The following is a 19,946-nucleotide window of genomic DNA, read 5'->3' on the forward strand; positions in this document are numbered from 1 at the left end:
TCGGTCCCCGTACCGGCGGGGGTTTTGCGTGGGGCGCGTCTGCAGGATGCCGGTTGTTTCGCATATCGAAAGCCGATAGGATTTACGTCAAATGAAGGACAGCCCCATGCACGACACATCCACGACGGCCATTCGCAGCGATCGGCTGTCTGCGCTGCGCACCCAAATGCTGGCAGAGGCGGAGATTACCAGCGTGCAGAACCAGTCGCTGATCCAAAGCCGCCGCGAACAGATTTGCGAGGCGGCCTTGTCGCTGTTTCTTGAAAAAGGCTTTGCCGCGACCACGATCCGCGACATCTGTGCGCGCTCGGGCGTCAATCAGGCCAGCATCTATGATTATATCGCGAATAAGAACGACATCCTGCGCCGCCTGCTGAACCAGCTGTGGTTCCGCGAAGACGTGTCGACGCTGCCGATCATCCTGCTGGATGAGAACCTGTCACTTGAGGACGCGTTCGAGAAATACTTCCGCGAAAGCTGGTCGATGAAACGGGATGGCACGTTGCTGGCCTATCGGTGCGTGCCGCATATGCAGGCCGAAGACCGCCGTGCCTTGCACGCGCGCGAGTTTGCGGTGATGAAGGATCTGGCGGACCAGCTTGCCCCGCGTCTGGGGATGCACAGCGACGATCAACGGCTTGATATCGTTGCCAATCTGATGGTGTTCCTGTCAGCCTTTGGCCCGATGCGCGACTGGCTGATCCGTGACATCCCGGACGAGGTGATCCTGCGCACGATCTCGGCCGGTGCGGCGGCGATGGTCAGATCGCTTGCGGATCAGACGCAGACCTAAAGCTTGCGGGCGCGAATGACCGTATGGTGGCTGACCAGCTCATAGCCCATCTCGGCGGCGACACGATCCAGCAGCGTAGCGATCTCGGTCCCTGGAATTTCCACCAGATCCCCACTGTCGACATCGACCAGATGGTCGTGGTCCGTGTGGGGCATCATCTCGTAGCGGGCAGGGGCATCATCCAGCACCAGTTTGCGCACCAGACCCGCGTTTTCAAGCACTGACATCGTGCGATAGACCGTGGCGACTGACACGGTGTCATCCAGCCTGCGCGCCTTTTCATACAGGTCTTCGACATTGGGGTGATCGTCGGTTTCCGACAGCAGCGACACGATGGTTGTGCGCTGTGGCGTGACCCGCAGGCCCGCTTCACGCAGCAATTGCTTGTAATCAGCGCTGTGGGTCAAACCGATGTCCTTTCTCGTCTGCCTTCTTGTTACGCAAGATTCTCCTTGCCCGCAAGTTTATGCGACCTATTCTTATTTGCATGTTTGACATATGCGACTAATTCGCATTTACATCTAGCGAACGCATTGGTCCTTGGAGGAACAGAATGAGAAAGAATGTGCTGGCGTCGGTTTTTGCTCCGGTTCTTGGTGTTGCAGCGATGGCGGGCGTGCCTGCGGTTGCCGCTGATTTCAAAGTCGTCACGACCTTTACGGTTCTTGCCGATATGGCGCAGCAGGTGGGCGGCGATGCGGCAGAGGTGGTATCGATCACTAAGCCGGGTGCGGAAATCCACGGCTATGAGCCCACCCCGCGCGATATCGTGGGCGCGGTGGATGCCGATCTGATCCTGTGGAACGGCATGAACCTAGAGCTGTGGTTCGAGCAGTTCATCTCGAACCTCGGGGATATTCCGTCGGCGACGCTGACCGACGGGGTGGAGCCGATTTCGATCGGGGAGGGGGAGTATGAGGGCAAGCCGAACCCCCACGCCTGGATGGGGCTGGATAACGCGCTGATCTACGTCGACAACATCGCGGCAGCTTTTGCCGAACACGACCCTGACAATGCGGCGACCTATGCCGCCAATGCAGAAAGCTACAAACAGGAAATCCGCGATACGATCACGCCCCTGCGGGACCGCATTGCGCAGATCCCCGAAGACCAGCGTTGGCTGGTGACCTGTGAAGGGGCGTTCAGCTACCTCGCGCGGGATTTCGGGATGAAAGAGCTCTACCTCTGGCCGATGAACGCCGATCAGACCGGCACACCGCAGCAGGTGCGCAAAGTCATCGATTCCGTGCGCGACAATGATATTCCGGTCGTTTTCTGTGAAAGCACGGTGAATACCTCGCCTGCAAAGCAGGTCGCGCGGGAAACCGGCGCGGCCTATGGTGGTGTGCTTTATGTCGATAGCCTCAGCACCGCCGAGGGGCCCGTGCCAAGCTATCTGGACTTGCTGCGCGTCACCTCGCAGACTGTCGCGGACGGGCTGGATGCAGGCCTGAAGTAAATGGATACCCCTATGCACCCCGCCCCCACGACGACCCCAGATGCCAGCCTTGCGCCCGACGCGATCGGCATCAAGGCCACCGATGTGACCGTGACCTATCGCAACGGCCACACCGCGCTTTATGATGCCAGCTTCGAGATCCCGCGCGGTACGATCACGGCGCTGGTCGGGGTGAACGGGGCGGGGAAATCCACGCTGTTCAAGGCGATCATGGGCTTTGTGCCCGCGGCGCAGGGGCAGATCACCCTGCTGGGCAAGACCGTCAAACAGGCGTTGCGAGAAAACCTTGTGGCCTATGTCCCGCAGTCAGAAGAGGTCGATTGGGCCTTTCCGGTGCTGGTGCAGGATGTGGTAATGATGGGGCGCTATGGGCATATGGGGTTTCTGCGCCGTCCCAAAGCCGCCGATCATGCGGCGGTGGACGATGCTCTGCGCCGCGTCAACATGACCGATTTCCGCCATCGCCAGATCGGAGAGTTGTCTGGCGGGCAGCGCAAACGCGTTTTTCTGGCGCGCGCCTTGGCGCAGAACGGGCAGGTGATCCTGCTGGACGAACCCTTTACCGGCGTAGACGTGAAGACCGAGGACCAGATCATCGACCTGCTGCGCGAGTTGCGCGACGAAGGGCGGGTGATGCTGGTGTCGACGCATAACTTGGGCTCTGTCCCGGAATTCTGTGACCGGACCGTCTTGGTCAAGGGCACGGTGCTGGCCTATGGGCCGACGGAAACGGTCTTTACCCATGACAATCTGGAAACGGCTTTTGGCGGGGTGCTGCGGCACTTTACCCTTGGGGGGCAAGACCTGCACGATGATGACGACGGGCGCGAGCTGCGGATCATCACCGACGACGAACGCCCCTTCGTGCATTACGGCGAACGCATCGACACCTCCGAGGACGACACATGATCGACCTGCTGCTAGAGCCGTTCAGCTATGATTATATGTTCAACGCCATGTGGGTGTCAGCGATGGTGGGGGCGGTTTGCGCCTTTCTGTCGTGCTATCTGATGCTCAAGGGCTGGTCGCTGATCGGCGACGCGCTGAGCCATTCTGTCGTGCCCGGTGTGGCCGGGGCCTATATGCTGGGGCTACCCTTCGCGCTTGGCGCGTTTCTGGCGGGCGGCATGGCGGCGGGGGCGATGCTGTTTCTGTCGGGGCGGTCGGGGCTGAAGATCGACGTGATCATCGGCATCATCTTTACCGCATTTTTCGGCCTGGGCCTTTTCATGGTGTCGCTATCGCCCATGTCGGTCAGCATCCAGACCATCATCATGGGCAATATCCTTGCCATCGCGCCGCAGGATATCGTGCAGTTGGCGATCATCGGGGTTGTCTGTCTGACCGTACTGCTGCTGAAGTGGAAAGACCTGATGGTCACCTTCTTTGACGAAAACCACGCACGCTCCATCGGGTTGCGTCCCGAGCTGTTGAAGGCGGTGTTCTTCATGCTTCTGTCGGCGGCGGTGGTGGCGGCGATGATGACCGTCGGGGCCTTTCTGGTGATCGCCATGGTCGTGACACCGGGGGCGACGGCCTATCTGCTGTGCGACCGTTTTCCGCGGCTGATCATCGTATCGGTGCTGATCGGCACGATCACCAGCTTTTTGGGGGCCTATGCCAGCTATTTTCTGGACGGGGCGACAGGCGGGGTGATCGTTACGCTGCAAACCGCGATCTTCCTGCTGGCCTTTGTCTTTGCGCCCAAACACGGTGTGCTGGCCGCGCGGCGCAAGGCTGCGGCGGCGCTCAAATCCTTGCGAGACGGGGTGGCCCCATGATCGAGACGTTGCTGTTTCCCTTCCAGTTTCCCTTCATGCAGAACGCTTTCTGGATCGTCCTGCTGGTCGCCCCGCCGACGGCGTTGCTGTCATGCTTTCTGGTGCTCAAGGGCTGGGCCTTGATGGGCGATGCGGTCAGCCATGCGGTCCTGCCGGGGGTCGTGCTGGCCTGGATCACGGGGCTGCCGCTGATTGTAGGGGCCTTTGCCGCGGGCATGTCCTGCGCGATGCTTACCGGATACCTGAGCTATAACAGCCGGATCAAACAGGACACCGTGATGGGGGTCGTCTTTTCTGGCATGTTCGGGATCGGCATCATCATGTACACCTCGATCACCACGAACCAGCATCTGGATCACGTGCTGTTCGGCAATATGCTAGGCGTCGGCGCGCAGGATCTTTGGACGGCGGGGCTGATCTCGGCCTTTGTGACGGGGTTTCTGGTGCTCAAGTGGAAAGATCTGCTGCTGCACGCCTTTGACCCCGCACAGGCGCAGGCCAGTGGGCTGCACACGGGGGTCTTGCACTATGGGTTGCTGGCGGTGTTGTCGCTGACCATCGTGGCGACGCTGACGGCGACGGGGCTGATCCTTGCCGTGGCGTTGCTGGTCACACCGGGGGCGATTGCCTTTCTGGTGGTGCGCAGCTTTGGCCCGATGCTGATCATATCTGTGCTGGTCTGCCTGTTGTCGATGTTCGCGGGCGTCTACGCCAGCTTCTTTCTGGATAGCGCACCGGCGCCGACAATCGTGTTGATCCTGACGGTGATCTTTGTCCTCGCCTTCATCAACCGTTTGCTGGTGACGCGCCGCACCTCGCGTCAGGCGGCACGGGGGTAGCCTTGAAGGGGAGGGCGGGCTCTAGACCCGCCCGACCTTGAACCCGCGGGACAGATGATTGCGCATGGCAAACAGCAGCAATGCGCCGGGCAGCATAGAGGTCAGCGTAAAGGCCATGACCATCCCGATATCTGTCTGAAAGCCGAACATCGCGCTGAGCGCCATAGAGATCGGCTTGCCATTGGTGGTGGTCAGGATGCGGGCAAAGACGACTTCTACCCAGCTGAACATAAAGCAGAAAAACGCAGTCACCGCGATGCCGGGCGCGATCTGCGGTAGCAGGATTTTCCAGATGTAGCGGGGGCGCGAATAGCCATCAAGGAACGCCGTCTCGTCCATCTCGCGCGGGACGGCGGCGATGAACCCCTGCAGAATCCAGATCGACACCGGCAGGTTGAACAGACAATGGGCCAGCGCGATGCCGGTGACCGAGTTGACGATGCCAAGCACCGAGAAAAGCTGGAAGATCGGCAGGGTCAGCACCACCGGCGGGGTGATGCGAAAGGCGATGAAGCTGAAGAACAGGTGTTTGTCCCCCAGAAACGACAGCCGCGCAAAGGCAAAGGCTGCGGGCAGGGCGACGGGGATGGTGATCGCGATATTGATCAGCACATAGGCGACTGAATTGCCAAAGGCCGCGCGCAAGCTCGGGTCGGCCCAGATGGCGCGATAGTTGCGCAGCGTCGTCTCGCCCAAGCTCAGCCCGTCCTGCGCCAGCGTCGCGGTAAAGCTCAGCACCGTCATTTGCACCAGAGGCAAAATGGTAAAGAGGATGAACGCCCCCAGCAGCGCCAGTTTGATCACGGGCCATGCCCGACGCGGTATCATCATGGCACCCCCGGTTTGGGATCGTCAAGCTTGGCCTGCACCTTGGTAAAGACCCATGCGACCGATAGCACGATCAGGAAATATAGCACCGACCGCGCGGCCGAGGGGCCGTAGTTGAACGCCTTGATCTCCTCGCCCAGATCCACGGCGAGGAACAGGCTGGCCTCGGCCGGGCCGCCGGCATTGATCGGAAAGGCCTCGGTGTAGATCATGAAACTGTCCATGAATCGCAGCAGCACCGCCATGAGCAGCACATGCTGCAACCGCGGCAGTTGGATATGGCGAAACACCTGCCACGGGCGCGCCCCATCGATGGCGGCCGCCTGATAAAGCGGATCGGGGATGGTGGTCAGCGCGCTATAGGCGAGGATGACCACAAGGCTGGTCCAGTGCCACGTGTCCATTGCCAAGATCACCACCCAGGTCAGCACGGCGCTGTCCTTCCACGCGGCGGGCCAACCGTAGCCCGCCAGCCACTGTCCCAAAATACCTGTGTCGTCGTTCATCAGGCTCAGCCAGAGCGCAGGGATCATATTCCACGGTACGAGCAGCGGCAGCGACAGCACAGCCAAGGCCGCCCCCGCCCAGATCCGTCCGCGCGGGATGCACAGGGCCAGCGCGATCCCCAGTGGGATCTGGATGCACAGCACGAAGGTCGAGAACAGCGCGCTGCGCCCGAAGCTCGCCCAGAAACGCGGGGCGGTGATCAGGTCGCGAAACCACTCTGTCCCGATCCAGAAGCGCGATTGCAGGGTGAAAATCTCGAAAAACGAATAGTTGATGACGGTGACCAGCGGGATCAGCCCGACCACCCCCAGCAAAAGGCAGGCGGGGGCGACAAAAAGCCAGCCGCGCGAGTCATGCTGCTTCATGGGGTTCTGTCCATGTTTTGGTCAGGCCGTCACAACCGAGGTGCCCCAGCCCGCGCATTCCGCCTTGAGCGCATCGGGTAGGTGGTGGTCGGTGAACAGCGTGTTCACATCGCGCAGCGAACAGATCGTCAGCGGGGCCTTGCGCTGGAACTTCAGGTGGTCGGCCACGACCATCACCGTGCGTGACCGTCCGATGGCGGACCGGCTGACCAGCACCTCTTGCCCGTCGAAATCCAGCAGATCGCCATCCGCATCAATGGCAGAACAGCCCAGAACCGAGAAATCGAACTTGAACTGTTTGACCATCTCGGCAGTCAGCCCGCCCACCATGCCACCATCCGCACGGCGCAAGACGCCGCCTGTCAGGATGATCTCGCAGCTTTGGTTGGCGGCGAGGATATTGGCGATGTTGAGGTTGTTCGTCACCACCAGCAGGTTTTCGTGATGCAGCATTTCCTGCGCGACTGCCTCGGTACTGGTGCCGATGTTCATGAACACCGACGCCCCATGCGGTATAGCCTGCGCGCAATGTTCGGCGATGGCGCGTTTGCCTTCCTCGTTCAGGCGACGGCGTTCGTCATAGACGATATTCACCACCCCCGACGGGATCACCGCGCCGCCATGCACCCGTTCCAGCTTGCCGCTTTCAGCAAGCTCGGACAGGTCGCGGCGGATGGTCTGCACGGTAACATTATACGCCTCTGCCAGCCCGTCGACGGTGACTTTGCCGTCCTTGCGCGCCAGCTCCAAAATCTCGCGCTGTCTGAAATTTGACATAGATCCCCCCGTCTTTGGCTGGGGATGCCCAAGGTTTCTGCACGCCCGACCAAAACTTACAATCTACGGAAAGCGAAGCACGTCAAGGCCGCGAATCGTGGTATATCGTCTTTAAGGCGCAGAAATGCGCGTCAGGCGAAGGATTAATGCGCCTAAAATCAAGGCTATAGTCGAAAACGAAAAGAAACGAACGTTCGATCTTGAAAAACGAAGGGGCTTGGTGTCTTTTGTCACGACGTCCCGCAAACCTAGCTGCGAGACGCGAAAATGATGCGGGGAGGCTTCATTGAGCCAGCTTGAAACAGAACACAGCGTCGATCTCTTTGTGATCGGCGGAGGGATCAACGGCTGCGGCATTGCACGCGACGCCGTGGGCCGTGGGTTTACCGTCGAGCTGGCAGAGATGAACGATCTGGCCTCGGCGACCTCCTCGGCCTCGACCAAGCTGTTTCACGGCGGGCTGCGCTATCTGGAATACTGGGAGGTCCGCCTTGTCCGCGAGGCTTTGATCGAGCGCGAAACCCTGCTGAAAGCGATGCCGCATATCTCTTGGCCGATGCGGTTTGTGCTGCCTTATCATAAAGATATGCGGTTCGAGGGGGATACGCCCACCTCAAAGCTTCTGAACGTGTTCATGCCGTGGATGAAGGGGCGCCGCCCCGCGTGGCTGATCCGCTTGGGTCTGTTCATGTATGACAATCTGGGCGGACGGCAGATCCTCAAGGGGACGACCGCGGTCGATCTGACGCAGGCCCCCGAGGGGGCACCGCTACAGGACAAGTTCGAAAAGGCCTATGAGTATTCCGACTGCTGGATCGAAGACAGCCGTCTGGTGGTGCTGAACGCCCGCGACGCCCAAGCCCGTGGTGCGCGGATCAACACCCGCACCAAGGTCGTCTCGGCCGAGCAGGTCGACGGCGTGTGGCAGGTCACGCTGGAACCGAAAGACGGCGGCCCCCAACGCGTGGTACAGGCCAAGATGTTGGTCAACGCCGGTGGCCCGTGGGTGGAAAACGTGATCCGCAACACTGTGCGCATCAATTCCTCGGAAGGGGTGCGGCTGGTGCGGGGCAGCCACATTGTGACGCCCAAGCTGTATGACCACGACAAATGCTACTTCTTCCAAGGCGAAGACGGGCGTATCATCTTTACCATTCCTTACGAGACGGATTTTACCCTGATCGGCACCACAGATGCCGACCACACGGATGTGTCCGAAAAGCCGGTCTGCACCCCCGAGGAGCAGGATTACCTCGTGCGTTTTGCGTCCAAATACCTGAAAAAGCAGATCACCACCGACGATATCGTCTGGACCTACTCCGGCGTGCGCCCGCTGTATAACGACGGGGCGAGCTCTGCCACGGCGGCAACGCGAGACTATGTGCTGAAGGTCGACACATCCGCCGGTGCGCCGGTGCTGAACGTCTTTGGCGGCAAGATCACCACCTACCGCCGTTTGGCCGAAAGCGCGCTAGAGAAGATCCAGCCCTATTTCGCCAATGACGCCAAACCCTGGACGGCGGGTGTCGCCTTGCCTGGCGGCGATTTTCCGGTAGACGGCGTGGCGGCGTTGAAACAAGGGTTGCAGGACCGCTACGGCTTTTTGACCCAACGTTGGGCGGATCGTCTGGTCAAAGCCTATGGGCGCGAGGCATTTGATGTCTTGGGCGACGCGCACACCGCGGCAGATCTGGGGCGTGATTTCGGTGCGACCCTGACCGAGCGTGAGGCCAAGTGGCTGATCGACAAGGAATTTGCCCGCACCGCTGACGACATCATCTGGCGCCGGTCCAAACTGGGCCTGCGGCTTGACGCGGATGAATTGAACACGTTGGAAGCATGGATGGTGGAAACCACCGCCACGCCCGCCGACAACACTACAGCCGCCACTGGCGCGTGAAGGGGAGAGGAACATGTCGCTCGTTTTGCAAGGCGTGTCCAAGGTCGTAAACGGCCAGACGCATATTCATCCGACAGATCTTGAGCTGCAGTCCGGCACCATGAACGTGCTGCTGGGGCCGACATCTGCGGGCAAGACTTCCCTGATGCGGTTGATGGCGGGGCTGGATGTGCCCAACACCGGCAAGGTGATCTGGAACGGCGAGGATGTCACCGGCATGCGCGTTCAGGATCGCGGTGTGGCGATGGTGTATCAGCAGTTCATCAACTACCCGTCGATGACCGTCTACAACAACATCGCCAGCCCCATGCGGTTGTTGGGAAAATCCAAGGACGAGATCGACAGTGCCGTGCGCAAGGCCGCCGATCTGATGCAGTTGACGCCGATGCTGGACCGCAAGCCGCTGGAACTGTCGGGCGGGCAACAGCAACGCTGCGCGCTGGCCCGGGCTTTGGTCAAGGACGCGGGACTGGTGCTGCTGGACGAACCGCTGGCGAACCTCGATTACAAACTGCGCGAAGAGCTGCGGGCCGAGATTCCGAAAATCTTCGAAGAAGCAGGCTCGATCTTCGTCTATGCCACGACCGAACCGGAAGAGGCGCTTTTGCTGGGCGGGCACACCGCCACATTGTGGGAAGGGCGCATCACGCAATTCGGCCTGACCCCCGTGGTCTACCGCCAGCCCGTCGATGCCACGACCGCGCGCGTCTTCTCTGACCCGCCGATGAACTTTCTCAACATCACCAAGGCCGGCGACACGCTGACCTTTGGCGATGGCAACAAGGTCGCGACCTTCGGGAACTTCAAGACCGTGGCCGATGGCAGCTATGTTGCGGGCTTCCGCCCCAATCACCTTGAACTGTCCAAGCAGTCTGACGACGCGCTGGAGTTTGCGGGCAAGCTGAACGTGACCGAGATCACGGGGTCGGAAACCTTTATCCACCTTGATCACCACGGTGAAAACTGGGTCGGTCTGGTGCACGGGGTCAAAGACCTCAAGATCGGGGCTCCGCTGAACGTCTATCTTGACCCGACACATGTTTACATCTTTGCCGAAGACGGCACATCCGTGGCCCCCGCATCCTATGCGGCAGCGGCCTGAGGGAGGACCGGACCAATGGCAAAAATCACCCTTGATAACCTGGCGCATTCCTATTTGCCCAACCCCACCAGCGAAGATGATTTCGCGCTGAAAGAGCTGAACCACGATTGGGTGGACGGCGAAGCCTATGCGCTTTTGGGCGCGTCGGGCTGCGGGAAATCCACGTTGCTGAACATCATCTCGGGCCTGCTGCACCCCAGTCAGGGCCGCATCCTGTTCAACGACCGTGACGTGACCAACGATCCCACGACCAAGCGCAATATCGCGCAGGTTTTCCAGTTTCCGGTGGTCTATGACACGATGACCGTGCGCGACAATCTGGCGTTCCCCTTGCGTAACCGGGGGGCAGATGCGGCCTATGTCGCGCAGCGCGTGCAGCAGATTGCGGGGATGATCGGCATGGAAGACATGCTGAACCGCAAGGCGCGCGGGCTGACGGCGGATGCGAAACAGAAAATCTCGCTCGGGCGGGGGATGGTGCGCGAGGACGTGAACGCGTTGCTGTTTGACGAACCGCTGACCGTGATCGACCCCCATATGAAGTGGGAACTGCGCACGCAGCTAAAGTCACTGCACCATGAATTCGGTCACACCATGATCTATGTGACCCACGACCAGACAGAGGCGCTGACCTTTGCTGACAAAGTCGTCGTGATGTATGACGGCCGCGTTGTGCAGATGGGCACCCCGCAAGAGCTGTTCGAGACACCACAGCACACCTTCGTGGGCTATTTCATCGGCTCGCCCGGTATGAATGTGCTGGACGCGACGGTGACCGGCGACAAGGCCGTCATTGGCGGCCACGAGATCGACTTGGGACACGGCTTTGCGCCGCTGGACGGCAAGGTCGAACTGGGCGTGCGCCCCGAATTCACACGGCTTGCCACGGGCGCGGCGGGGCTGCCTGTCACGATCAAGCGGATCGAGGACGTGGGCCGCCACAAGATCGTGCGTGCTGACTTTAATGGCAGTGAAATCAACGTGATCGCCGAAGAAGGTGCCGAGATTTCGCCGGATATGAACCGCATTGTTTTCGACCCTGCCGGGGTGAATGTCTATGCCAACAGCTGGCGCGTTGCGCCGCAGGGGGCCTAAGATGATCCAATCCGCCGCTTTCCCGCTGACCCTCGCTGAAAGGACCGCGTCATGAACAAGACCGTCAATCAAAAGGCCTGGTTCCTTGTGTTGCCCGTGCTGCTGCTGGTGGCTTTCTCTGCCGTGATCCCGCTGATGACCGTGGTGAACTATTCGGTGCAGGATACCTTCGGGAACAACCAGTTCTTCTGGGCTGGCCTCGACTGGTTCCGCGAGATGATTGAATCAGAGCGGATGTGGAACGCCTTGGGCCGTCAGATCGCCTTTTCGGTGATCATTCTGGCGATTGAAATCCCGTTGGGGATCCTCGTGGCGCTGAACATGCCCAAGAAAGGGTTCTGGGCGTCTCTGTGTCTGGTCCTGATGTCACTGCCGCTGCTGATCCCGTGGAACGTGGTCGGCACCATCTGGCAAATCTTTGGCCGCGTGGACATTGGCCTATTGGGCTACACGCTGTCAGCCTTGGGCATCGACTATAACTACACCCAGGATTTCTATGCCGCATGGATCACTGTGATCGTGATGGATGTCTGGCACTGGACGTCGCTGGTGGCGCTGCTGGCCTATGCCGGTCTGCAATCTATTCCCGATGCTTACTATCAGGCGGCCAAGATCGACCAGGCGAGCCGCTGGAAAGTCTTCCGCTATATCGAGCTGCCCAAGATGATGGGCGTTCTGATGATCGCGATCCTGCTGCGGTTTATGGACAGCTTCATGATTTACACCGAACCGTTCGTCGTGACGGGCGGGGGGCCTGGTAACTCTACCACCTTCCTGTCGATCGATCTGGTCAAGATGGCCCTCGGACAGTTTGACCTTGGTCCTGCGGCGGCGTTCTCGATCATGTATTATCTGGTGATCCTGCTGATCTCCTATGTGTTCTACACCGTGATGACGAACCTCGATAAAAGGGATGGCCACTGATGTCTGATCTTGCACAAAAAAGAGGGTTTGCCCTGCCCAAGATCAAGGGCAATGCGGTTGTCATGGCGCTCTATCTGCTGTTCTTGCTGCTGCCGATCTATTGGCTGCTGAACATGAGCCTCAAGACCAACACAGAGATCCTCAACAGCTTTACCCTGTGGCCGCGTGATCTGACCTTCGACAACTATATGACGATCCTGACGGATGCGTCATGGTACACGGGCTATCTGAACTCGATGGCTTATGTGGTGATGAACATGGTGATCTCGCTCGCGGTGGCGCTGCCGGCGGCCTATGCCTTCTCGCGCTACAGCTTCATGGGCGACAAGCACCTGTTCTTCTGGCTGCTGACCAACCGGATGGCCCCGCCCGCGGTTTTCGCGCTGCCGTTCTTCCAGCTTTATAGCTCCGTCGGGTTGTTCGACACGCATATTGCTGTGGCGCTGGCGCATTGTCTGTTCAACGTGCCGCTGGCGGTGTGGATCCTCGAAGGGTTCATGCGCGGTGTCCCGAAAGAGATCGACGAGACGGCCTATATCGACGGCTACAGCTTCCCGCGCTTTTTCATCCGGATCTTCACGCCGCTGGTCGCCTCGGGGATCGGGGTCACGGCCTTCTTCCTGTTCATGTTCAGCTGGGTTGAGCTGTTGCTGAGCCGGACGTTGACCAGCGTGGACGCCAAGCCGATTGCCGCCACCATGACCCGTACTGTCGGCGCCGCCGGGATCGACTGGGGCGTGCTGGCCGCGGCAGGGGTGCTGACCATCGTGCCGGGTGCCTTGGTGATCTATTTCGTGCGCAACTACATCGCCAAAGGCTTTGCCTTGGGCCGCGTTTAACAAAGAAAGACCGGAGGAAACATTATGGACTGGATGGCTTGGACTTGGCCCACCGCCGCTTTCTTTGGGATCATCGCGGTGACGCTGATCACCTTTACGATCCTTGCAATCAAATTCCCCGAAGTGCCGCGCGCCGGTATACTGGGGATGGAAACGACGCGCGGTGACCGGTTGTTCATCACGCTTCTGGGCTCGGCCTTTATCAATCTGGCTTGGCTCGGGCTGCTCAGTGCGCCCCAATGGGGGGCATTGGTTGTCTGCCTTTTCTACGCCATCGCGGTTTTCCGCTGGGTTTAGGAAAGGAAAATAAGGGGGGCCGGCCTGCAAGAACCGGACCTCTCAAATGTTCAATTCTAGGGAGGAACATCATGAACTTGCGCTTAAAGGGAACGACTGCGATCGGGCTTGCGGCTTGCATGTTTGCCGCACCTGCGTTCGCCGACATGGAGGCCGCAAAGGCTTTCCTTGATAAGGAAATCGGCGATCTCTCCGCGCTGTCGCGGGAAGACCAGGAAGCCGAACTGCAGTTCTTTATCGACGCTGCAAAACCGTTTGAAGGCATGTCGATCAACGTCGTGTCCGAGACAATCGGCACGCACACCTACGAATCCACCGTTCTGGCCCCCGCTTTCGAAGCGATCACCGGCATCAAGGTCACCCATGACCTGATCGGCGAAGGGGACGTTGTCGAGAAGCTGCAAACGCAAATGCAGTCGGGCGAGAACATCTATGACGCCTATATCAACGATTCCGACCTGATCGGGACGCACTGGCGCTATCAGCAAGCCCGCAACCTGTCCGACTGGATGGAAGGCGAAGGCAAGGCCGTGACCAACCCCGGTCTTGACCTTGAAGACTTCATCGGCCTGTCGTTCACGACCGGCCCCGATGGCAAGATCTACCAACTGCCCGACCAGCAGTTCGCGAACCTGTATTGGTTCCGCTACGATTGGTTCAACGACGAACAGAACAAGGCTGATTTCAAAGAGAAATATGGCTACGATCTGGGTGTTCCGGTCAACTGGTCCGCATATGAGGACATCGCGGAATTCTTCACCGGTCGCGACCTGTCGCGTCTTGGCGTCGAAGGCGAAGTCTTTGGCAACATGGACTACGGCAAGAAAGACCCGTCGCTTGGCTGGCGCTACACCGATGCGTGGCTGTCGATGGCCGGTGCCGGTGACGTGGGCGAGCCAAACGGTCTGCCCGTCGACGAATGGGGTATCCGCGTCAACGAAAACTCGCAGCCTGTGGGTTCTTGCGTTGCGCGTGGCGGTGCCACAAACGGGCCAGCAGCGGTCTATGCTGTGACCAAAGCGATCGAATGGCTGCAGAAGTATTCGCCTCCGGCGGCTGCGGGCATGACCTTCTCTGAGGCGGGCCCAATTCCGGCGCAGGGCAACGTGGCCCAGCAGATGTTCTGGTACACCGCCTTTACCGCCGCGTCGGTAGAGCCTGACCTGCCCGTGATGAACGAAGATGGCACGCCGAAATGGCGCATGGCACCTTCGCCCCACGGTGCTTATTGGACCGAAGGCACCAAGATCGGGTATCAGGATGCCGGGTCATGGACGCTGATGAAATCCACGCCGGTCGACCGTGCACAGGCCGCATGGCTCTATGCGCAGTTCGTCACCTCCAAGACTGTGGACGTCAAGAAAAGCCACGTTGGCCTGACCTTCATCCGTGAATCGTCGATCCAGCACGAAAGCTTTACAGAGCGTGCACCGAAACTGGGTGGTCTGGTTGAGTTCTACCGTTCGCCCGCGCGCGTTCAGTGGTCCCCAACTGGTACCAACGTGCCTGACTATCCAAAGCTGGCGCAGCTGTGGTGGCAGAACATCGGCGACGCCATGTCCGGTGCGAAGACCCCTCAGGAAGCGCTGGATGCCCTGTGCGCCGATCAGGAAAAAGTCCTGATCCGTCTGGAGCGTGCCGGCGTTCAAGGGGACATCGGCCCCAAGATGAACGAAGAGCGTGACCCAGAGTACTGGCTGTCCCAGCCCGGTTCGCCCAAAGCGAAACTGGAAAGCGAAGACGAAGAGCCACAGACCATCGCCTATGATGAGCTGATCAAATCCTGGCAGTAAGCCACTCTTTCCGGGGCCGGTTCGCTGGCCCCGGAACCTTTGATTTTCCTACAACGCCGACATCCGTCATTGCCCTGACATCTGGTCGGGCCTGCCGACCCTTGCTAGGATACGGCACCATCTGACGGTTGCTACACTTCCAAAGGGACGCGCATGACGTATATCCTTGCCATTGACCAAGGCACCACCTCCACACGGGCCATCGTTTACGATGACACGATGACGTCGATTGCCAGCGCCCAGGAAGAATTTCCCCAGCATTTCCCCCAGTCCGGCTGGGTTGAACATGATCCCGATGATCTGTGGCGCACCACGCAGGCGACCTGCCGCGGGGCGATCGACAAGGCAGGGATCACGGCAGGCGATATCGCCGCCATTGGCATCACCAACCAGCGCGAGACCGTTGTGGTCTGGGACAAGCAGACCGGCCGCTCGATCTATAACGCCATCGTCTGGCAGGACCGCCGCACCGCCAGCCAGTGCCGCACCCTGCGCGATGCGGGCCACGAAGAGATGTTCACCGACCGCACCGGCCTGCTGCTGGACCCGTATTTCTCGGGCACAAAGCTGGCGTGGATATTGGACAATGTCGAAGGCGCGCGCGACCGTGCCGCCAAGGGCGAGCTGCTGTTCGGCACTGTCGATTGCTTTTTGATCTGGAAGCTGACCGGCGGGGCGTCCCATGCGACGGATGCCACCAACGCCGCGCGCACCATGCTGTATGACATCCGCAAAGGCCGGTGGAGCCGTTCGATCTGTGACCTGCTCGACATCCCGATGGAGATGTTGCCAGAGGTCAAGAATTGCGCCGATGATTTCGGCCATACCGATGCGGATGTTCTGGGCGCTGCCGTGCCGATCCACGGGGTCGCGGGCGACCAGCAGGCGGCCACGGTAGGGCAGGCGTGTTTCGAGCCGGGGATGCTGAAATCCACCTACGGCACGGGCTGTTTCGCGCTGATGAACACGGGCGACACGCCGGTGCGGTCGGAAAACCGGCTGCTCACCACCATTGCTTATCAATTCGACGGCAAGCCGACGTACGCGCTGGAAGGATCGATCTTTGTCGCGGGGGCCGTGGTGCAATGGCTGCGCGACGGTTTGCAGATCATTCAGGATTCGGCCGAGACGCAAGGGCTGGCCGAACAGGCGGACCCGCATCAGAACGTGGTACTCGTCCCTGCCTTTGTCGGGCTGGGTGCGCCCTATTGGAACCCCGATTGTCGTGGCGCGGTCTTTGGGCTGACCCGTGGCACGGGGCCCGCCGAAATGGCCCGCGCGGCGCTGGAAAGCGTCGGCTACCAGACACGCGACCTGCTTGAAGCGATGTCTGCCGACTGGAAAGCAGATGGCGTGCAGCCCACCTTGCGCGTCGATGGCGGTATGTCTGCCAGCGACTGGACCATGCAATTCCTGTCCGACATCATCGCCGCTCCCGTTGACCGGCCCACCGTGCATGAAACCACCGCCCTCGGGGTCGCGTGGCTTGCGGGGATGCACGCGGGCGTTTATCCTGATCAGGAACAGTTCGCGAAATCGTGGACACAGGAAACCCAATTCACGCCGAAAATGGACGATGACCAGCGCGACGCGAAATATGCGCTCTGGAAAAAGGCCGTTGACGCGACCCTGAATTTTTAAGGAACTCCCCATGACAGCCCCAACGCTTCGCCGGTATCTGACCCAAAACAGCTTTGACCCCGATCTGGTGTTTCTGCTGGAAGACATCGCATCGGCGTCGCGACTGATCGCCGGTCTCGTGCGTCGTGGTGCCTTCGAGGGCAACCTTGGTGCCGCCGGAGAGATCAACGTGCAGGGCGAAGCGCAAAAGACGCTGGATATCATGGCCAATGACGTGTTCGAGCGTGAGTGTGCCAACAGCCCGCGTGTCGCCGCACTTGTGTCGGAAGAGGTGGAAGAGGTCACTTGGCTGAAAGAGCCGCAAAAGGGCGACTACCTGCTGTATTTCGATCCGCTGGACGGGTCGTCGAACCTTGATGTGAACCTGTCGGTGGGGTCGATCTTTTCGGTCATGCAGGTGCAGGCCGATGGTGACCGCAACGTGCTGCACAACGGCCGCAACCAGATTTGCGCAGGCTATGCGATCTACGGCCCCTCGACCATGTTTGTGGTGACCAAGGGTGACGAGGTGGCAGGCTTCAGCAGCGATCCGGACACCGGCGAATTCAGCCTGACGCACCCCAAAATGACCGTGCCCGCCGAGACGTCGGAATATGCGATCAACACGTCACGCGCACGCTATTGGTATGCGCCCGTCAGCCGCTATGTGGACGAGGCCATCGCGGGCAAGGAAGGCCCCCGTGGCCGGTCGTTCAACATGCGCTGGACCGCGTCCATGGTCGCGGATGTGCACCGTATCCTCACGCGTGGCGGCGTCTTTCTGTATCCCGCTGACAGCAACAACCAGAAAACCGGCGGCAAGCTGCGTCTGATGTACGAGGCGAACCCGATGGCGATGGTGATCGAAGCGGCAGGCGGTGCTGCATCGACGGGGCAGGGCGCGATCATGGACGTCGCCCCCACGGCACCGCACCAGCGCGTTCCGGTGATCCTTGGCTCGCGCGACGAGGTTGCCGTGCTTGACAGCTACCACAAAGACGCCGCTGACAGCTAAGCCGATGTTCTCGTTCTTCTCTCCGCAAGCGCTGCATTTCGGACGTGGACAGGCCGCGCAGACGGCCACGCTGGCCGCTGGCTTTGGGACGCATGTGCTGATCGTGCACGGCTCCAATGCAGCGCGGGCGGCTTGGTTGGTCGAGGATTGCCGCGCGGCGGGTCTGTCGGTCACCACACAAAGCTGCGGGTCCGAGCCGAGCCTGCCTGCGTTGGAAGCCGCACTCGCCCGTGTGTCCGCAGATCGGCCGGATGTGGTCGTAGCACTTGGCGGCGGATCGGTGATCGACTTTGCCAAGGCGCTCGCGGCGCTGATCCCCTGCGCGGGGGCACCGCTGGACTACCTCGAAGGGGTGGGGGGCGGTAAACCGCTCGACCGCGCACCTTTGCCTATGATCGCGCTGCCGACCACGGCGGGCACAGGGGCAGAGGTGACCAAGAACGCGGTGATTGCCGTGCCGGAACATGGGGTCAAGGTCAGCCTGCGCGACGCGCGGATGATTCCCGATATCGCCATCGTGGATGCCGGGCTGATGCAGGGCGCACCGCGCCGCGTAACCCTTGCGGCGGGGCTGGATGCGGTCACGCAGGTGATCGAACCCTACCTGTCCATCAAAGCGACGCCGATGACGGATGCGCTGTGTCAGGCGGCGATCCCCAAGGGGCTGGCCGCCCTGCGCGCCGTGGTTGAACAAGACGCAGCGGAAGCGTGGGACGACATGGCTTGGGTCAGCACCTGCGGTGGCTTGGCCTTGGCGAATGCGGGGCTGGGGGCGGTGCATGGCTTTGCCGGTGTGCTCGGCGGCCAGACCGGTGCCCCCCACGGAGAGATTTGCGGCGCGCTTCTGCCCGCGGTGCTGGCGTCTCACTTGGAAAAGGCAGAGGCCGGCACGCAGGTCCACACGCGCCTGATGTGGGTGCTTGGGCTGATCGACGCGACATTAGACGTTCAAGACGGGGCAGGGATCACCGCCCTGCGCGATTGGTCCCGTCAGATGGGGCTGCGGACATTGACCGAGATGGGGCTGAACCCCGAGGATCACGCAGAGGTGGCACGCCTGTCCGCCGGTGCATCCTCGATGAAGGGCACGCCCTTCGCGCTGACACAGGACGAACTGATCGCCATCCTGCGCGCCTGACGCCTGTCGGGGCGTATTACTGCCCCAGCGATTTGCGCAGCATATTCAGCGCCACGAGGATCAGGAAGACCGCGAACACCCGTTTCAACGGTTTCGGGTCCATTGCATGGGCCAGTCTAACCCCCAGCGGTGCGGTGATCAGCGTCATGGCGATCACAATCGCGAAGGTGGGTAGGTTCACCGCCCCCACCGTCAGCGGCGGGCTGTTGGGCGCGGCATCAACCAGCAGGAACCCGATGACAGAGGGCACGGCGATCAGCACGCCAAACCCCGCAGCCGTCGCCACGGCACGGTGGATCGGCACGTTGAACAGGCTCATCAGCGGCACGCCGAAACTGCCGCCGCCGATCCCCATCAGTACTGATAGAAACCCGACAGAGGGCGACAACGCCGCGCGCGCGGCCCCACGGGGCATCGCCTGTCCCAAGCGCCAATGCGCCCGCCCAAAGGCCATGTATAGTCCGACGACCAGCGCCAGCCCGCCAAAGATGCCCTGCAAGACGCTCGTGCGCAGCTGTGCCACCACCAGCATCCCGATGATGGCCCCGATCACGATCCCCGGTGCCCATGTCTTGAGGATCGCCCAATCGACCGCGCCCTTTTTATTGTGGCTGTGCACCGACCGCAGCGAGGTTACGATGATCGTCGCCAGCGAGGTCGCCAGACACATCTGCATCAGCTGCGGGCTGTCATAGCCAAGCGCTTGGAACGCATAGAAGAACGCAGGCACCAAGACGATACCGCCACCGACACCCAGCAGCCCCGCCATCACACCGGCAAAGGCACCGATGGCCATGATCATAAGGACAATCTGCAGAAGGAGGGTGGGGTCTTGCATGGGGGCGATCCTGAATGTCGTGCGGTTGCCCCTGTT

At 60.7% G+C, this 19,946-nt stretch carries 20 protein-coding genes; 15 read left to right on the forward strand and 5 right to left on the reverse strand.

The genetic code is table 11. The features are described from left to right. The first annotated feature begins 106 nt into the window (after positions 1-106). The gene (locus tag EE36_RS11925) at positions 107-793 is read left to right on the forward strand and encodes a TetR/AcrR family transcriptional regulator (RefSeq protein WP_235183770.1); all 687 of its coding nucleotides are present in this window, start codon (positions 107-109) and stop codon (positions 791-793) included. Here EE36_RS11925 and EE36_RS11930 read toward each other — a convergent pair. Continuing rightward, positions 790-1,200 carry a Fur family transcriptional regulator gene (locus EE36_RS11930; protein ID WP_005852561.1) on the reverse strand — a complete coding sequence of 137 codons (411 nt, stop codon included), beginning with the start codon at positions 1,198-1,200 and terminating at the stop codon, positions 790-792. The two genes, EE36_RS11925 and EE36_RS11930, sit on opposite strands and share 4 nt — an antisense overlap. Before the next feature lie 200 nt (positions 1,201-1,400). Between EE36_RS11930 and EE36_RS11935 the strand changes: the two genes are divergently transcribed. The 4 genes from EE36_RS11935 to EE36_RS11950 are packed head-to-tail and all read left to right on the forward strand — an operon-like array spanning position 1,401 to position 4,872. Then, complete coding sequence (locus tag EE36_RS11935; protein ID WP_005852563.1) at positions 1,401-2,252, forward strand: metal ABC transporter substrate-binding protein; 852 nt, start codon at positions 1,401-1,403, stop codon at positions 2,250-2,252. Between the two features lie 12 nt (positions 2,253-2,264). Beyond that, the gene (locus EE36_RS11940) at positions 2,265-3,161 is read left to right on the forward strand and encodes a manganese/iron ABC transporter ATP-binding protein (protein ID WP_005852564.1); all 897 of its coding nucleotides are present in this window, start codon (positions 2,265-2,267) and stop codon (positions 3,159-3,161) included. Further along, positions 3,158-4,033 (forward strand): metal ABC transporter permease, encoded by an 876-nt coding sequence (locus EE36_RS11945; protein WP_005852566.1) that lies wholly within the window; start codon positions 3,158-3,160, stop codon positions 4,031-4,033. The genes EE36_RS11940 and EE36_RS11945 overlap by 4 nt, the downstream gene beginning before the upstream one ends. Next, positions 4,030-4,872, forward strand: coding sequence for a metal ABC transporter permease (locus EE36_RS11950; protein ID WP_005852567.1), 843 nt, complete (start codon positions 4,030-4,032; stop codon positions 4,870-4,872). The genes EE36_RS11945 and EE36_RS11950 overlap by 4 nt, the downstream gene beginning before the upstream one ends. Before the next feature lie 21 nt (positions 4,873-4,893). Here the strand turns inward: EE36_RS11950 and EE36_RS11955 are convergent, their stop codons facing one another. From EE36_RS11955 to EE36_RS11965, 3 genes are read right to left on the reverse strand one after another with little or no spacing between them, the layout of a single operon-like run. Further along, a complete protein-coding gene (locus EE36_RS11955) occupies positions 4,894-5,703 on the reverse strand; it encodes a carbohydrate ABC transporter permease (RefSeq protein WP_005852569.1) in 810 nt (269 codons plus the stop codon). After that, positions 5,700-6,572: a carbohydrate ABC transporter permease gene (locus EE36_RS11960; RefSeq protein ID WP_005852571.1), complete on the reverse strand. Its 873-nt coding sequence runs from the start codon at positions 6,570-6,572 to the stop codon at positions 5,700-5,702. Before EE36_RS11960 ends, EE36_RS11955 begins: the two co-directional genes overlap by 4 nt. 21 nt (positions 6,573-6,593) lie before the next feature. Then, positions 6,594-7,349: a DeoR/GlpR family DNA-binding transcription regulator gene (locus EE36_RS11965; RefSeq protein ID WP_005852573.1), complete on the reverse strand. Its 756-nt coding sequence runs from the start codon at positions 7,347-7,349 to the stop codon at positions 6,594-6,596. 286 nt (positions 7,350-7,635) lie between these two features. Between EE36_RS11965 and glpD the strand changes: the two genes are divergently transcribed. From glpD to EE36_RS12015, 10 genes are all read left to right on the forward strand, one after another. Further along, positions 7,636-9,249 carry a glycerol-3-phosphate dehydrogenase gene (gene glpD, locus EE36_RS11970; protein WP_005852575.1) on the forward strand — a complete coding sequence of 538 codons (1,614 nt, stop codon included), beginning with the start codon at positions 7,636-7,638 and terminating at the stop codon, positions 9,247-9,249. Positions 9,250-9,262: 13 nt separating this feature from the next. Then, the gene (locus EE36_RS11975; RefSeq protein ID WP_005852576.1) at positions 9,263-10,351 is read left to right on the forward strand and encodes an ABC transporter ATP-binding protein; all 1,089 of its coding nucleotides are present in this window, start codon (positions 9,263-9,265) and stop codon (positions 10,349-10,351) included. Between the two features lie 15 nt (positions 10,352-10,366). Beyond that, positions 10,367-11,446: an ABC transporter ATP-binding protein gene (locus EE36_RS11980; RefSeq protein ID WP_005852578.1), complete on the forward strand. Its 1,080-nt coding sequence runs from the start codon at positions 10,367-10,369 to the stop codon at positions 11,444-11,446. 51 nt (positions 11,447-11,497) lie between these two features. Beyond that, positions 11,498-12,370, forward strand: coding sequence for a carbohydrate ABC transporter permease (locus EE36_RS11985; RefSeq protein WP_005852580.1), 873 nt, complete (start codon positions 11,498-11,500; stop codon positions 12,368-12,370). Next, positions 12,370-13,209 (forward strand): carbohydrate ABC transporter permease, encoded by an 840-nt coding sequence (locus EE36_RS11990; RefSeq protein WP_005852582.1) that lies wholly within the window; start codon positions 12,370-12,372, stop codon positions 13,207-13,209. Before EE36_RS11985 ends, EE36_RS11990 begins: the two co-directional genes overlap by 1 nt. A 24-nt stretch (positions 13,210-13,233) precedes the next feature. Next, the gene (locus EE36_RS11995) at positions 13,234-13,506 is read left to right on the forward strand and encodes a DUF2160 domain-containing protein (protein WP_005852584.1); all 273 of its coding nucleotides are present in this window, start codon (positions 13,234-13,236) and stop codon (positions 13,504-13,506) included. Positions 13,507-13,577: 71 nt separating this feature from the next. Further along, entirely contained in the window at positions 13,578-15,299 is a 1,722-nt protein-coding gene (locus tag EE36_RS12000; RefSeq protein WP_037943910.1) for an ABC transporter substrate-binding protein, read from the forward strand. Positions 15,300-15,452: 153 nt separating this feature from the next. Then, entirely contained in the window at positions 15,453-16,940 is a 1,488-nt protein-coding gene (gene glpK / locus EE36_RS12005) for a glycerol kinase GlpK (protein ID WP_005852588.1), read from the forward strand. Between the two features lie 10 nt (positions 16,941-16,950). Continuing rightward, positions 16,951-17,934 carry a class 1 fructose-bisphosphatase gene (locus EE36_RS12010; protein WP_005852590.1) on the forward strand — a complete coding sequence of 328 codons (984 nt, stop codon included), beginning with the start codon at positions 16,951-16,953 and terminating at the stop codon, positions 17,932-17,934. A gap of 4 nt (positions 17,935-17,938) precedes the next feature. Beyond that, a complete protein-coding gene (locus EE36_RS12015; protein WP_005852592.1) occupies positions 17,939-19,072 on the forward strand; it encodes an iron-containing alcohol dehydrogenase in 1,134 nt (377 codons plus the stop codon). Positions 19,073-19,088: 16 nt separating this feature from the next. Here the strand turns inward: EE36_RS12015 and EE36_RS12020 are convergent, their stop codons facing one another. Beyond that, positions 19,089-19,910: a sulfite exporter TauE/SafE family protein gene (locus EE36_RS12020; RefSeq protein ID WP_005852594.1), complete on the reverse strand. Its 822-nt coding sequence runs from the start codon at positions 19,908-19,910 to the stop codon at positions 19,089-19,091. Positions 19,911-19,946: the final 36 nt, after the last annotated feature.

The sequence above is a fragment of the Sulfitobacter sp. EE-36 genome, from assembly GCF_000152605.1.
GTDB lineage: Bacteria > Pseudomonadota > Alphaproteobacteria > Rhodobacterales > Rhodobacteraceae > Sulfitobacter > Sulfitobacter pontiacus.

What these genes read in the sequence shown, in the direction of transcription:
- EE36_RS11925 (WP_235183770.1), top strand. Translation starts at nt 107, where the DNA reads ATGCACGACACATCCACGACGGCCATTCGCAGCGATCGGCTGTCTGCG.
- EE36_RS11935 (WP_005852563.1), top strand. Translation starts at nt 1,401, where the DNA reads ATGGCGGGCGTGCCTGCGGTTGCCGCTGATTTCAAAGTCGTCACGACC.
- EE36_RS11940 (WP_005852564.1), top strand. Translation starts at nt 2,265, where the DNA reads ATGCACCCCGCCCCCACGACGACCCCAGATGCCAGCCTTGCGCCCGAC.
- EE36_RS11945 (WP_005852566.1), top strand. Translation starts at nt 3,158, where the DNA reads ATGATCGACCTGCTGCTAGAGCCGTTCAGCTATGATTATATGTTCAAC.
- EE36_RS11950 (WP_005852567.1), top strand. Translation starts at nt 4,030, where the DNA reads ATGATCGAGACGTTGCTGTTTCCCTTCCAGTTTCCCTTCATGCAGAAC.
- EE36_RS11955 (WP_005852569.1), bottom strand. Translation starts at nt 5,703, where the DNA reads ATGATGATACCGCGTCGGGCATGGCCCGTGATCAAACTGGCGCTGCTG.
- EE36_RS11960 (WP_005852571.1), bottom strand. Translation starts at nt 6,572, where the DNA reads ATGAAGCAGCATGACTCGCGCGGCTGGCTTTTTGTCGCCCCCGCCTGC.
- EE36_RS11965 (WP_005852573.1), bottom strand. Translation starts at nt 7,349, where the DNA reads ATGTCAAATTTCAGACAGCGCGAGATTTTGGAGCTGGCGCGCAAGGAC.
- EE36_RS11975 (WP_005852576.1), top strand. Translation starts at nt 9,263, where the DNA reads ATGTCGCTCGTTTTGCAAGGCGTGTCCAAGGTCGTAAACGGCCAGACG.
- EE36_RS11980 (WP_005852578.1), top strand. Translation starts at nt 10,367, where the DNA reads ATGGCAAAAATCACCCTTGATAACCTGGCGCATTCCTATTTGCCCAAC.
- EE36_RS11985 (WP_005852580.1), top strand. Translation starts at nt 11,498, where the DNA reads ATGAACAAGACCGTCAATCAAAAGGCCTGGTTCCTTGTGTTGCCCGTG.
- EE36_RS11990 (WP_005852582.1), top strand. Translation starts at nt 12,370, where the DNA reads ATGTCTGATCTTGCACAAAAAAGAGGGTTTGCCCTGCCCAAGATCAAG.
- EE36_RS11995 (WP_005852584.1), top strand. Translation starts at nt 13,234, where the DNA reads ATGGACTGGATGGCTTGGACTTGGCCCACCGCCGCTTTCTTTGGGATC.
- EE36_RS12000 (WP_037943910.1), top strand. Translation starts at nt 13,578, where the DNA reads ATGAACTTGCGCTTAAAGGGAACGACTGCGATCGGGCTTGCGGCTTGC.
- glpK (WP_005852588.1), top strand. Translation starts at nt 15,453, where the DNA reads ATGACGTATATCCTTGCCATTGACCAAGGCACCACCTCCACACGGGCC.
- EE36_RS12010 (WP_005852590.1), top strand. Translation starts at nt 16,951, where the DNA reads ATGACAGCCCCAACGCTTCGCCGGTATCTGACCCAAAACAGCTTTGAC.
- EE36_RS12015 (WP_005852592.1), top strand. Translation starts at nt 17,939, where the DNA reads ATGTTCTCGTTCTTCTCTCCGCAAGCGCTGCATTTCGGACGTGGACAG.
- EE36_RS12020 (WP_005852594.1), bottom strand. Translation starts at nt 19,910, where the DNA reads ATGCAAGACCCCACCCTCCTTCTGCAGATTGTCCTTATGATCATGGCC.